Origin of the sequence: Sediminimonas sp. (genome assembly GCF_024637375.1) — a bacterium.
Taxonomy (GTDB): domain Bacteria; phylum Pseudomonadota; class Alphaproteobacteria; order Rhodobacterales; family Rhodobacteraceae; genus Sediminimonas.
Genome location: NZ_JAGXFK010000029.1, coordinates 21669 through 34131, shown reverse-complemented (window position 1 = coordinate 34131; position 12463 = coordinate 21669). Strand labels below are relative to the sequence as shown.

Genomic DNA, 12463 nt, shown 5'->3' with positions numbered 1-12463 from the left:
GCCAGCGGCGCCGCGCCGGCACTCAGGGCAGGCGGTTGATCGCCCCGGCTTCCCAGGCATCATCGGGGCCGCGCCGCAGTTCGGTCAGCGACAGGTTGTCGATGCGATGCGCGAAGGCCTCGTAGGCGCTCAGCCGCAGCGCCTGCTGCACCTGCGTCAGGATGACGCCGAAATGTGCCACCGCGACGATGTCACGGCCGGGGTGAGCGTTCTGGGCACGCGCCACGGCGCGGTCCACTCGGGCGCACAGCTCATGCCAGCTTTCGCCGCCCGGCGGGCGGGTGTCGCCGGGGTTGTCCCAGAACGCGAACAGCCGCGCCTGGTCGGGGACGGCATCGAAGCGTTGCAATTCCCAGTCGCCGAAATGCATCTCGCGCAGGTCCGGGTCGGGGGGCAGGCGGTCGCGCGCCCCGGCGATGGCGTCGGCGGTTTCGCGCGCGCGACGCAGGTCCGACGAGACCACCACCGCCGCGGGTGGCAGTGCGGCATCCAGCGCGCGCAGTCGCGCGGTGTCGGACAGATCGGCCGGCAGATCCGACCAGCCCACCATGCCGCCGCGCGCGTGGGTCGGCCCGTGCCGGACCCAGAACACCCGGCTCACGCTGCCCCTCCGGATCCGATGTCATCGGGCAGCGCCCCCTTGAGCGCCAGCGGCAGCCCGGCCATGATCGCCACGACCCGTGCGGCATGCGCCGCGATCTGCTGGTTGAGCCGCCCCTGCGCATCGCGAAAGCGGCGCGCCAGCGCGTTGTCTGGCACCACCGACAGGCCCAGTTCGTTCGACACCACCACCACTCGCGCGGGGCACGCGGCAAGCGCCGCCAACAGCTCCGCCTGCGCATCCGCGATGTCGCCCCCCGCAGCCATTCGATTGCTCAGCCACATTGTCGCGCAATCGAGCAGAACCGCCCGCCCCGCGGGCATGTCGCGCAGCGCCCCGGCCACGTCCAGCGGTGCCTCGATCACCTCCCAGCCGGGGCCGCGCGCCGCCTTGTGTGCGGCGATCCTGTCGGCCATCTCGCTATCCAGCGCCTGCGCCGTGGCGATATAAGTCATTGGCAGATAGAAGCTTTTCACCATCGCCTCGGCCCAGGCCGTCTTGCCCGACGACGCCCCGCCAAGCACCAGCGTCAAATCTGCCATCATCTCAGACACACCTTATTGTGATCCATCCACGCTATGCGCGCGTAGCACTCTGCGCAACAATATCAAAGAGGTGCATGGGCAACGCACCTTGCAACCCCGGGGGTTAGAAATGGCACTCGACGGACCGAACGATACCACCATGTCGCGCCGCGCCATGAAGGCAGAGCTGCTCGACGCGGAAACCGAGTTGAGGCTGGCTTATGCTTGGCGTGACGAGCGCGACGAAGAGGCGCTGCACCGGCTGATCAACGCCTACATGCGATTGGCGATCTCGATGGCGTCCAAGTTCCGGCGCTACGGCGCGCCGATGAACGACCTCATACAGGAGGCCGGACTGGGCCTGATGAAGGCCGCCGACAAGTTCGACCCCGACCGCGGCGTGCGCTTTTCCACCTACGCGGTGTGGTGGATCAAGGCCAGCATCCAGGATTACGTGATGCGCAACTGGTCGATGGTGCGCACCGGCAGCACCAGCAGCCAGAAAAGCCTGTTCTTCAACCTGCGCCGGGTTCAGGCGCGGCTGGAACGCGAGGCGATGGCGCGCGGCGAGGAACTGGACCGCCACCAGATGCGGCAGGCGATCTCGTCCGAGGTGGGCGTGCCGCTGCGCGACGTGGAAATGATGGAAGGGCGGCTTTCGGGCTCGGATTTCAGCCTCAATGTCACCCAATCGGTCGAGGACGAGGGCCGCGAATGGATCGACACGATCGAGGACGAGGGCACGCAGGCCGCCGAAATCGTGGAGAACACGCATGACACCGCGGCGTTGCGCAAATGGCTGGTCGAGGCGATGGCGGCGCTCAACGAGCGCGAGCGGTTCATCGTGCGCGAGCGCAAGCTGCGCGATGCGCCGCGGACACTGGAAAGCCTGGGCGCGGAACTCAGGCTCAGCAAGGAGCGGGTGCGCCAGTTGGAGGCCGCGGCCTTCGCCAAGATGCGCAAGACGCTTGAAAGCCAGTCGCGCGAGGTGCATGAGTTCCTCGCATGAGGATACTTGCATATATCGTCACGATGCTGGCCGCCGCCCCGGTGTGGGCGGCACTGCCCGAGGCCGTGTTAGAGCGAATGCGCGCCGCGCAGGTCGTGGTGCTGGGCGAGGTGCACGACAACCCCGCCCACCACGCCGCGCAGGCCGCGGCGGTCGAGGCGCTGCAACCCGCCGCGCTGGTGTTCGAGATGCTCACCGCCGAGCAGGCGGCGCAGGTGACACCGGACAACCGCGCCGACGCGGCGGCGCTGGCCGGGGCGCTGGACTGGGTCGATAGCGGCTGGCCCGATTTTGCCATGTACCACCCGGTTTTCACCGCCGCGCCGGGCGCGCGCGTCTATGGCGCCGCGGTGCCCCGTGATACGGCGCGGGCGGCGATGCAAGAGGGCGTTGCCGCGCATTTCGGCGCCGGGGCAGGTGCCTTTGGCCTGCGCGACCCGCTGCCGCAGGCCCAGCAGGAGGCGCGCGAGGCGATGCAGATGGCGGCGCATTGCGACGCGCTACCCGAGGCGATGCTGCCCGGCATGGTGGCGCTGCAACGGTTGCGCGACGCGCAACTGGCCCGCACGGCGCTGCGCGCGCTGGATGAGGCGGGCGCGCCGGTGGTGGTGATTACCGGCAACGGCCACGCGCGGCGCGACTGGGGCGTGCCGGCCGTGCTGGAAACGGCGCGGCCGGAGGTGTCGGTGTTCGCGCTGGGCCAGGGCGAGGCGGGCATGACGCCCGAGGGCAGCTTTGATGCGGTGAGTTTCGCCGCCCCGGCGGAACGCCCGGACCCCTGCGAGGCGTTCGAGTAGCGGGCGCACGGGGCACGCGGTGGTTCCCGGCGGTCATCGACGACCGGAACGCCATGAGAGGTTCACAATCGGCGCGGCGGGTTCTAGTGTCGGGGCATCATGTCTGGGGGACGGGCGGCCATGCTGGCGGGCAAGCGGATATTACTGGTCATCGGCGGCGGCATCGCGGCCTACAAGACGCTGGAACTGATCCGGCTGTTGCGCGGGCAGGGGGCGCATGTCAGCCCGGTGCTGACCCGCGCAGGCGCGCAGTTCGTGACGCCACTGTCGGTGTCGGCGCTGGCCGGCGAGGCGGTGCACGAAGACCTGTTCGACCTGACCGCCGAGGCCGAGATGGGCCACATCCGGTTGTCGCGCAGCGCCGACCTGGTGGTGGTGGCGCCGGCCACGGCGGACCTGATGGCGAAAATGGCGCAGGGGCTGGCGGGCGACCTGGCGACGACGCTGTTGCTGGCCACAGACACGCCGGTGCTGATCGCGCCGGCGATGAACGTGCGGATGTGGCAGCACCCGGCGACACAGCGCAATTGCTCGTGGCTGGCCGGGGACGGCGTCGCGATGGTCGGCCCCGACGCGGGCGACATGGCCTGCGGAGAACATGGCCCCGGCCGCATGGCCGAGCCTGCCGCGATCGTCGAGGCGATCGCGGCGCGGCTGGCGGCGGGGCCGCTGGCCGGCAAGCGGGTGCTGGTCACCTCGGGGCCCACGCATGAACCCATCGACCCGGTGCGCTATATCGCCAACCGCTCGTCCGGGGCGCAGGGCACGGCCATCGCGCGGGCGCTGGCGGGGTTGGGTGCGCAAGTGGTGTTCGTCACCGGCCCCGCCGACATGCCGCCGCCCGAGGGCGTCGAGGTGGTGCGCGTCGAGACCGCCGCGCAGATGTTGGCCGCGGTCGAGGCGGCGCTGCCCGCCGATGCGGCGGTGTTCGCAGCCGCGGTGGCCGACTGGCGTGTCGCCGCGCAAAGCGAGACCAAGATAAAGAAGCAGGCCGGCGCGCTGCCGGTGCTGGAATTCGCGGAAAACCCCGACATCCTGGCGCACGTCGCGCAGATGGGCGAAGGGCGCCCGCCGCTGGTGGTAGGCTTTGCTGCCGAGACCGGCGACGTGATCGCCAACGCCACCGCCAAGCGCACCCGCAAGGGGTGCGACTGGATCGTGGCCAATGACGTAAGCCCCGACACCGGCATCATGGGCGGCGCGGAGAACGTCGTGACGCTGATCACCGAGGCCGGCGCCGAGGACTGGCCGCGCATGTCCAAGGCCGATGTGGCGGCGCGCCTGGCCGCGCGTATCGCGCAGGCGCTGGCGTAAGGGCATGAGTATTTTCGGAAAGATGAAGATCGGGAGGAGGGCGTGCTGACCGTCGCGTTTCAATGGGAAGAAGGCGCGGACCGTGCGCTCGGTTTGCCAAGCTATGCGACGGCGGGCGCCGCGGGCGCGGACCTGCGCGCCAATTTCCCCGACCGCCGCGGCGTGACGCTGGCGCCGGGGGCGCGGGCGCTGGTGCCCACGGGGCTGCGGCTGGCGGTGCCGGAGGGCTACGAGGTGCAGCTCAGGCCGCGCTCGGGGCTGGCGCTCAGGCACGGGATCACGTTGCCCAACAGCCCCGGCACCATCGACAGCGATTATCGCGGCCCGCTGGGGGTGATCGTGATGAACGCGGGCGATGCGCCGTTCGAGATAGGGCACGGCGCGCGGATCGCGCAGATGGTGGTCGCACCGGTGGTGCGGGCGCGGTTCGTGCTGTCCGATACGCTGGCCGACACCGCGCGCGGCGAGGGCGGCTTCGGCTCGACGGGGCAGGCGTGATGCTGCCGGTTCTGGTGATGGCAGCGGCGCTATGGGGCATCGGGGCGGCGATGGGCGCGCCGCGCCGCCAACGCTGGATCATGATCGCCGCGCTGTGGGCCGCGGTCGTGGCGGTGCAACTGCTGCTGCCCGCGGGGCACCCGGTGCGCGCGGCCACGGGCGCAAGCCCGGCACCGTGGTTGCTGCTGGGCGGGTTCGCGGCCTTGGTGCTGGCCTACGCGGCGGGGCTGCAGCGCCTGCGCGAGAGGGCCGCGGCGCGTGCGGCGCCCGCGGCTGGCCCCGCCGGGGCCGTGGGTGAGCGCGCCGGATCCGGGGGTAACAGCTTTTCCCCGGCCGAGCTGGAACGCTATGCACGCCACATCGTCCTGCGCGAGATCGGCGGCACCGGGCAGAAGCGGCTGAAACGGGCGCGCGTGCTGGTGATCGGCGCTGGCGGATTGGGCGCGCCGGTGCTGACCTACCTGGCGGCGGCGGGGGTGGGCACGATCGGGGTGATCGACGACGACGTGGTCGAGAACTCCAACCTGCAGCGCCAGGTGATCCACCCCGAGGCGGCGGTCGGCACGCCCAAGGTGGCCTCGGCGCAGGCGGCGATCATGGCGCAGAACCCGTATGTTTCGGTACGTCCCTACGAGCGCCGCCTGACCGCGGAAATTGCCGCGGATCTGTTCGGTGACTACGACCTGGTGATCGACGGCAGCGACAATTTCGATACCCGCTACCTGGCCAATGCCACCGCGGTGATGAAGGGCAAGCCGTTGATTTCAGGCGCATTGTCACAATGGGAAGGGCAGGTGAGCCTGTTCGATCCGGCCCGCGGCGGCCCGTGCTACGAGTGTATTTTCCCCGAACGCCCGGCGCCGGGGCTGGCGCCGTCATGTGCCGAGGCGGGCGTGCTGGCGCCGCTGCCCGGCGTGGTCGGCGCGATGATGGCGGTCGAGGCGGTGAAGGTTCTGACCGGCGCGGGCGCCCCGTTGCGCGGGCGGATGCTGATCTACGACGCGCTTTATGCCGAGACGCGCGGCATCGCGCTGGCCCCGCGCGCCGACTGCCCGGTTTGCGGCGGGCGCGGAACGGCGGCCGGGTAGGGGCCGGCCGGCGAGTGCCGCATGCGATCACGCGCCCTGTCATCCCGGCGCGCCGGTGCCGTCAGACCAGCCACAGATCGCGCGCGATCATCGCCGCGTGGGTGCGGTTGCGCGCCCCCAGCTTGCGGCTGAGCGTCTTGACGTGCAGCTTGACCGTGACCTCCTGCACGTCGAGGTCGCGGGCGATTTCCTTGTTCGACCTGGCCGCGCAGAGCCCTTCGAGCACCTCGCGTTCGCGCGGGGTCAGGCGGTCGTGAGGTGGCAGCGGGTCGGCGTGGAGGATCGCCGCCGGCGCATAGGTGCCGCCACCCAGAATCTCGGCCACGGCAGCCAGAAGCGCCATCGGCGCCATGGTCTTGGGCAGGAAACCCGCGGCGCCGCATTCCATGGCGCGGCGCCCGACGCCATCGGGCGCGGTGCCTGAAATCAGCGCCACCGCCCCGTCGGGATTCAGCGCGCGCACGCGATCCATCCCATCGGGCAGCGACATTCCCGGCATGGTGAAATCCAGCAGCACCAGGTCGAACGGGCCGTCTTGCCCGATCACGGCGAGCGCCTCTTCCAGCCCGCCAGCCTGGGTCACGGCGATGCCGCCGGCATCCGACAGGTAGGCGGCGAGCGTTTCGCGTACCAGCCCGTGGTCGTCCGCGATCAGCACCTTCGGCGCCTCGGTCGGATCGGGGTCATGTTGCGTTTGCGCGGTCGGCACCTGTCCGGGCTCCATGATTTCTTGCATTGCTCCATTGCAATCGGCTCCGGCACAGTAGAGCCGGGTCGCTCGATTGACCAGAGCCGCGGCCTCGCCGCAGCGTGCGATCCTGTACGAAAGGGTAGGGGGCTGGACGCGGTTGCGCGACTTCCCGCATAGTCAAGTATCAGATGGCGCGTGCAAGGGGGGCGCGATGCGATCCTTGATTGCAAGGAGCTGGTCGGCGGCCCGGGCCGCGACCCTGATTCTGTGCCTTGTGCTGCCCGCCAGCGTGATGTCGGCGGGATCGGACGACCCCGCGCCGGTGACGCTGGAGGTACAACTTGCCGGCGGCGCCCGCGGCTCGCGGCAGTTGACCGTCGATCTGTCCGGTACGGCGGACTTGCCGCGCAGCGCGTTTCGTACATCGACGATCTGGACCGCCGGGCGCGCGCGGTTCGCGGGCGTGCGGCTGCACGACCTGCTGGCGCACCTTGGGGTGGACAGCGGGCGCGTGACGCTGCGGGCCGCGAACGGCTACACGGCCGAGATTCCGGTCGCCGAGGTGCGCCCGAAGGTGCCCTGCTGGCGTTCGAGCGCGACGGCGCGCGGATGACGCTGCGCGACAAGGGGCCGGTCTGGCTGCTCTATCCCTTCGACAGCGCACCGCGCTTTCGCACCGAGTTGCACTATGCGCGTAGCGTCTGGCAACTGGATCGGATAGAAATCGCGCGATAGCGCCGCCTGCGGGCGGCGCCGCGCGGGCGATGCCCACTGGTAAGACGCGACGGGGAAGCGCGGCAATGGCCTCGATGCCGAAACGGATTGCGCACGCGATTGCGGCGCGCTGGAAATTCCTGCTGATCGGGCTGGCGGTGGCGGCGCTGCTGGTTGCGGCGGGGCAGTTGCTGTTGCGGGTCGAAACCCGCCTCGATGTGCTGGAGACGTCGCAAAGCGACAGCCCGCAATGGACGATCACGCAACTGGAGGTCGAGTTTCTCGACTTTCAGCGCCAGATCGACAAGGCACGGGCCGGCGACGCCAGCGCCCTGGAGGCGCTGCGCCGGCGATTCGACATCTTCTACAGTCGCGTTCGCACTATGATGCAAAGCCCCCTCTATGTCGATCTGGTGCTTGCCGAGACGCCCCGTTTTGCCGAGATCGCCGCGACGGTGGAGGCGATGACCGCGCTCGTCGATGCCCCCGACGCGCGGCTGCGCGCCGCGTTACCCGAGATGGCCGCGCAGGCGGCGGCGTGGCGCCCGATCCTGCGACGGGCCTCGGTCAACGGTAATGCCGAGGCGGCGCGCCGCGCCCAGGCCGCGCGGGAGGAGATGCGCGGCCTGCTGGCCAACCTGGCGCTGGTGCTGGTGCTGCTGCTGGCGCTGCTGGCGGTGCTGGCGGCGTTGTTCTGGCGCCAGTCACGCATCAACCTCGATCGTGCGCAGGCCAATCGCCGGATCGGCGCGCGGCTGGCCACCGTCATCGCCACCTCGCCCGACGCCATCGTCGTGACCGATGCGGCCGGCAAGGTGACGCAGATGAACGACGCCGCGGAACACATGTTCGGGCTGATGCAGCAGGCGGCAACGGGCCGGCCGCTGGACGATTTCGTGCGCCCCGACGGCGGTGACCCGGATGCGCCTCTGCTGCCCGCGCCCGGAGCGCCGGAGGCGCGGCGGCACCGGCAGGCCCGCGCGCGCCACGCCGACGGCCACGACGTCGCGGTGGAGATATCGGTCGGCACCCCGCCGCCCGGCGGCGGCGAGGCGATCCGCGCCTGTTTCCTGCGCGACATCACGCAGCGGATCGCGACCGAGGACGCGCTGCGCGAGGCGCGCGACCGCGCCGAAGCAGCCGATCGCGCCAAGGCACGGTTCCTGGCGGTGATGAGCCATGAGATGCGCACCCCGCTCAACGGTCTGCTGGGCGGGGTGGAGCTGTTGCGGGGCACGCCGCTCGATGCCGCGCAAGCGGGATATGCCGACATCCTCGAAAGCTCGGCGCGGGTGCTTCTGGGCCATGTCGACGATGTGCTCGACATCGCCCGGATCGAGGCCGGCCATGTTGCCCTGACGCCGGGCGACATCGATCTCGACGCGTTGCTGGACGAGGTGATGCGTGACATGACGCCCGCCGCACGGGAGGCGGGCAATCGCCTGCGGCTGATGCGCCGCCCCGATCCGCTGGGCACCATCCATGCCGACGCTCACAGGGTGCGGCAGATCCTGACCAACCTGATCGGCAACGCGATCAAGTTCACCCGCGATGGCCGGATCACCCTCGAGGCGAATCTCGCCGGCCACGGCGCCGGGCGCGAGGTGGTGTTCGATGTTTCCGATACCGGTGCGGGCATCGCGGAGGGCGACCTTGGGCGCATCTTCGACGATTTCGTGCGTATCGAAACGCCGGGGTTCGAACATGCCGAGGGCACCGGGCTGGGGCTGGGCATCGTGCGGCGGCTGGCGCAGGCGATGAACGCCCGCGTCGAGGCCGAAAGCATCATCGGCGAGGGCAGCCTGTTCCGCCTCCGTTTGCCGCTACCCGCATCCCCGGCACCCGTCGCCACCGCCGCCTGTGCGCCGGCGCCCGACCCGTGCGCCGCGTGCCGCCCGCTCGACGTGCTGATCGTCGAGGACAACCACGTCAACCGCTTCGTCCTGCGCCGCCAGATCGAGGCCGAGGGGCACCGGGTGCAAGAGGCCGAGGACGGCCGTGCCGGCGTCGCCGCCGCGATGGCGAACCGTTTCGACGCGATCCTCATGGACCTCAGCATGCCGGGAATGGACGGGCTGCAGGCAACTTGTGCGATCCGCGCGTCCGCGGGGCCGTGTCGAGACGCGCGCATCGTGGTGGTGACCGCGCATGTGATCGAAACCGACGATGCGGCCTGCCATGCCGCCGGAGTGGATGCGGTCATCACCAAGCCGGTGCAGCGCGCCGGTCTCCTGCGCGGCCTGCACGGCACGACCGGGTCGTCGCGGGCCGCACCGCAAGACGCACCAGCGCCGGTTCTTGACGCGGCGGTGATCGAGAGTTTGCGCGCGATCCTGTCGGCCAACCGGGTGCAAGAGTTGCTTGCACGGTTCCGCGACGAGGGCGATGCGCTGTTGCGTGATCGGCAGGCGCTGGCGGGGCTGGATGCGGCGCGGGCATCCGACCTGGCACATCGGTTGGCCGGCGCAGCGGCGACATTGGGCGCGCCGGCGCTGCACCAGTGCCTTGAACACGCGGTGGCGTGCCTGGGCGCGCGTGGCGACGCGGATGTCGCCGGGGCGCTTGAAGACGCACGGCGACTCTGGCCCGAAACGCTTGGCGCGCTGGACAGGGCAGGGTGACTTGATCGGCTGCGGCCTTGCGTTCACCGCAAGGCCGGCCAGCGGGGCGCCGCGTCGGCGCCGGCTCACGTCGCGATCCCCAAAGTGCGGTCCTACCCCGCCTGCGACCACGCCACGCCGCTCATGCCGGTCAGGAAACCGTCGCAATAGGCGCCGCCGGGGGCGTCGGGCAGGTTGCGCGCTGACAGCTCTGCCGCGCTCATTCGCCCGTCCGCAAGCGCGCGGAAGTCGCGGCACACCGCCGTGAACCCCGCCGACTGCGGCGACAGCCGCAGCGCCGAAACGCCTGCGTTGCGCAAGGGGCCAAGCTGGTGCGCGGCATTGGCGCAGGCCGCCGACAGCGTCTGCACCCCGTTCACGGCCAGGAATGGCTGCCCGTCGAGCGTTTCGACCTCGCGCCCGTCGGGATCGGTGTCGCAGACGAACTGGCAGTTGTCCTTGGCCCGGTCGTGCAGCCGGGCGTGATAGCACCGCCCCGAGATCGCCAGCGGAAGCCGCCCCCACCCCCAGACCTCGACCGGGGCGGGGCAGGCAGCGGTGATCGCCGTGACCGAGGTCAACGGCAACTCCGGCGGCAGGCAGATGCGCCCCGCGCCCCGCGTCGCCAGCCACGCCGCCGTGCCCTCGTTGTAGCAATTGACCAGCGGGCCTACGCCGAACGCCGCGCCTTCGGGCAGATGCGCCAGCGCGGTCAGGTCATTGACCTCGATCTCCAGCCCCGTTTCGAACAGCTCGGCCATCAGCTTGCGCTCGCGCTTCAGCGTGACCAGCGCCAGCGAGGTCAGCGCCACGCGCTTGCCGGCGGCTTGCAGCCGCTCCACGGCGCCGGGGATATCGGCTTGGTAGAACGGCAGGCGCTTGGAGCACACCAGCTCGCCCAGAACGACGCGATCCACCGGCGCCTCGTCGGCCAGCTCGGCGTAGAAGTCGCGCCAGGTTTCGGCGCCCCAGAAAAACTGGTTGGGGCCCACGGTCAGGTCCATCCGCTTACCTCCAGGTCTTGGCATAGGCGCCGGTGGTGGCGCTTTGCCCCTCGGTCAGCGCCGCCAGCGTGCCCGGCGGGATCGGCCGGCCTGCCGCCAGCGCATCGGTGGCGGCGCGAAAGGCGCGCACCACCTTTGCGACATAGGCACGCGAGCGTTGCCGCCCCTCAATCTTGAGCGCGCTCACCCCGGCCTTGGCCAGTTGCGGGATAAGCTGCGAGGCATCCAGGCTGGTGGGATCCTCGAACACGTACCCGGTGCGCGCGTTGGAGGTGAAACAGCCCTTGCACAGCGTCGGGTAGGGGGCCGGCTCGCCCCTGGCCGAACGGTGGATGGTAAAGCCCCCCAGCCGCGCCGACAGGGTGCCGTCTGCATCCTCGTCATAGGCGACATGGCTGGCGGGCGAACACACCCCGTTCATGTTGGGCGATTGCCCGGTGGCGTAGGACGACAGCGAACAGCGCCCCTCGGCCATCACGCACAGCCCGCCGAAGACGAACACCTCGGTTTCCACGTCGATCTCGCGGTTGATCGCGGTGATTTCCTGCACGCTCAGAACCCGAGGCAGCACCACGCGTTTGACCCCGAACGCCTCGGCGTGGAAATTGATCGCGTCGGGGTTGGCGGCGGCGGCCTGCACCGACAGATGGCGGCGCAGGTCCGGGTGGTGCTCGGCCGTGTGCGCCAGCAGCCCGGTATCGGCCAGGATCACCGCGTCGGCGCCGGCGGCCGCGGCATCGGCGACGGCGGCGTGCCACGGGCCGGGGTCGCCGGCGCGCGGGAACGTGTTGATCGCCACCAGCACCTTTGCGCACTGCGCATGGGCGTGGGCGATGGCTGCTTCCATTTCCGCGCGCGAGAAATTCAGCCCGGGAAAGTTGCGCGCGTTGGTGTCGTCGGCATAGCCGCAGTAAACGGTGTGCGCGCCCGCCGCGACGGCTGCGCGCAGCGCCGCGGGGGTGCCGGCAGGGCAGACCAGTTCCATCGCCTCACACCTCCCTTGTGCGGCGCAACGGCAGGCGCGTCACCCGCTCGGCCAGCCCGATCAGTGGTGCCAGCCGCCCGCGCATCGGCCCGGCCAGCCCCGCCACCTCGGCACCAAGGTCCAGCTCGGCGTCGTCGATGGCGTTGCGCAGCGCCAGCGCCGCGCCGGTGTCGCCCTCGATCACCAGGTCGCGCGAGAAGAACAGCGCATCGCCGTCCCAGGTGCCGTGCACCAACCCTAGAAGCGCCGCCAGCGGCCCGGCGATGCGCGTGTCGGCTTCGGCGGGTGGGCGGCGGTGCACGGTGATCCGCGCCCGGCTGGGGTGCGGGTGCAACAGCAACACCAGCGGCAGATCGGTGGGGTCGATGGCAAAGCGACAGGCGCCATACACTCCCAACCGCTCGATCAGGCCGGGATTGGCGGCGATCACCCGCCGTGCCAGCAGGCTGAGCGGCGCGGCCAGCGGGAATAGCGGCAAGACCCGCAGCCCCGCCGCCAGCGGGCGCGGGGCAAGCGGGAACGACACAGCGGAATCGGGCAAGGCGAACTCCTGTCAAGCGAGGGTGTCTCGAGCGAGACACCGCAGACAGCCTAGCGCCGACGGGGCGACGAAGATTTGACATATGTCAATACTGCCC

General features: G+C 70.6%; 14 protein-coding genes. 8 read left to right on the top strand and 6 right to left on the bottom strand.

Features of this window, described 5'->3' with window-relative positions; genetic code table 11:
• Positions 1–22 precede the first annotated feature (22 nt).
• On the bottom strand, positions 23–601 hold the full coding sequence (locus Q0L89_RS03835) for a histidine phosphatase family protein (protein WP_296762676.1): 579 nt from the start codon (positions 599–601) through the stop codon (positions 23–25).
• Complete coding sequence (gene cobU, locus Q0L89_RS03830) at positions 598–1146, bottom strand: bifunctional adenosylcobinamide kinase/adenosylcobinamide-phosphate guanylyltransferase (protein ID WP_296762675.1); 549 nt, start codon at positions 1144–1146, stop codon at positions 598–600. Before cobU ends, Q0L89_RS03835 begins: the two co-directional genes overlap by 4 nt.
• Positions 1147–1255: 109 nt before the next feature.
• Between cobU and Q0L89_RS03825 the strand changes: the two genes are divergently transcribed.
• The 5 genes from Q0L89_RS03825 (at position 1256) to Q0L89_RS03805 (ending at position 5831) form a co-directional block, all read left to right on the top strand.
• Complete coding sequence (locus Q0L89_RS03825) at positions 1256–2134, top strand: RNA polymerase factor sigma-32 (RefSeq protein WP_296762674.1); 879 nt, start codon at positions 1256–1258, stop codon at positions 2132–2134.
• A gap of 23 nt (positions 2135–2157) precedes the next feature.
• On the top strand, positions 2158–2931 hold the full coding sequence (locus tag Q0L89_RS03820; protein ID WP_296762737.1) for a ChaN family lipoprotein: 774 nt from the start codon (positions 2158–2160) through the stop codon (positions 2929–2931).
• A 120-nt stretch (positions 2932–3051) separates the two neighbouring features.
• Positions 3052–4245: a bifunctional phosphopantothenoylcysteine decarboxylase/phosphopantothenate--cysteine ligase CoaBC gene (gene coaBC / locus Q0L89_RS03815; protein ID WP_296762736.1), complete on the top strand. Its 1194-nt coding sequence runs from the start codon at positions 3052–3054 to the stop codon at positions 4243–4245.
• 42 nt (positions 4246–4287) lie between these two features.
• Positions 4288–4743, top strand: coding sequence for a dUTP diphosphatase (gene dut, locus Q0L89_RS03810; RefSeq protein ID WP_296762673.1), 456 nt, complete (start codon positions 4288–4290; stop codon positions 4741–4743).
• Positions 4743–5831, top strand: a complete 1089-nt coding sequence (locus tag Q0L89_RS03805) for a HesA/MoeB/ThiF family protein (RefSeq protein WP_296762672.1) — start codon at positions 4743–4745, stop codon at positions 5829–5831. The genes dut and Q0L89_RS03805 overlap by 1 nt, the downstream gene beginning before the upstream one ends.
• A 61-nt stretch (positions 5832–5892) precedes the next feature.
• Here the strand turns inward: Q0L89_RS03805 and Q0L89_RS03800 are convergent, their stop codons facing one another.
• Complete coding sequence (locus tag Q0L89_RS03800; RefSeq protein WP_296762671.1) at positions 5893–6567, bottom strand: response regulator transcription factor; 675 nt, start codon at positions 6565–6567, stop codon at positions 5893–5895.
• Positions 6568–6733: 166 nt separating this feature from the next.
• Between Q0L89_RS03800 and Q0L89_RS03795 the strand changes: the two genes are divergently transcribed.
• From Q0L89_RS03795 to Q0L89_RS03785, 3 genes are all read left to right on the top strand, one after another.
• Positions 6734–7135 carry a hypothetical protein gene (locus Q0L89_RS03795; protein ID WP_296762670.1) on the top strand — a complete coding sequence of 134 codons (402 nt, stop codon included), beginning with the start codon at positions 6734–6736 and terminating at the stop codon, positions 7133–7135.
• Positions 7132–7257 (top strand): hypothetical protein, encoded by a 126-nt coding sequence (locus Q0L89_RS03790; RefSeq protein ID WP_296762669.1) that lies wholly within the window; start codon positions 7132–7134, stop codon positions 7255–7257. Before Q0L89_RS03795 ends, Q0L89_RS03790 begins: the two co-directional genes overlap by 4 nt.
• Positions 7258–7331: 74 nt before the next feature.
• Positions 7332–9857, top strand: a complete 2526-nt coding sequence (locus Q0L89_RS03785; protein WP_296762668.1) for an ATP-binding protein — start codon at positions 7332–7334, stop codon at positions 9855–9857.
• 92 nt (positions 9858–9949) lie between these two features.
• Here the strand turns inward: Q0L89_RS03785 and Q0L89_RS03780 are convergent, their stop codons facing one another.
• Genes Q0L89_RS03780 through Q0L89_RS03770 form a run of 3 tightly spaced genes read right to left on the bottom strand, consistent with a single transcriptional unit; the run spans position 9950 to position 12366 of the window.
• A complete protein-coding gene (locus Q0L89_RS03780; RefSeq protein ID WP_296762667.1) occupies positions 9950–10840 on the bottom strand; it encodes a U32 family peptidase in 891 nt (296 codons plus the stop codon).
• Positions 10841–10844: 4 nt separating this feature from the next.
• The gene (locus tag Q0L89_RS03775; protein ID WP_296762666.1) at positions 10845–11825 is read right to left on the bottom strand and encodes a peptidase U32 family protein; all 981 of its coding nucleotides are present in this window, start codon (positions 11823–11825) and stop codon (positions 10845–10847) included.
• 4 nt (positions 11826–11829) lie between these two features.
• The gene (locus Q0L89_RS03770) at positions 11830–12366 is read right to left on the bottom strand and encodes an SCP2 sterol-binding domain-containing protein (protein WP_296762665.1); all 537 of its coding nucleotides are present in this window, start codon (positions 12364–12366) and stop codon (positions 11830–11832) included.
• Between the last annotated feature and the right edge of the window lie 97 nt (positions 12367–12463).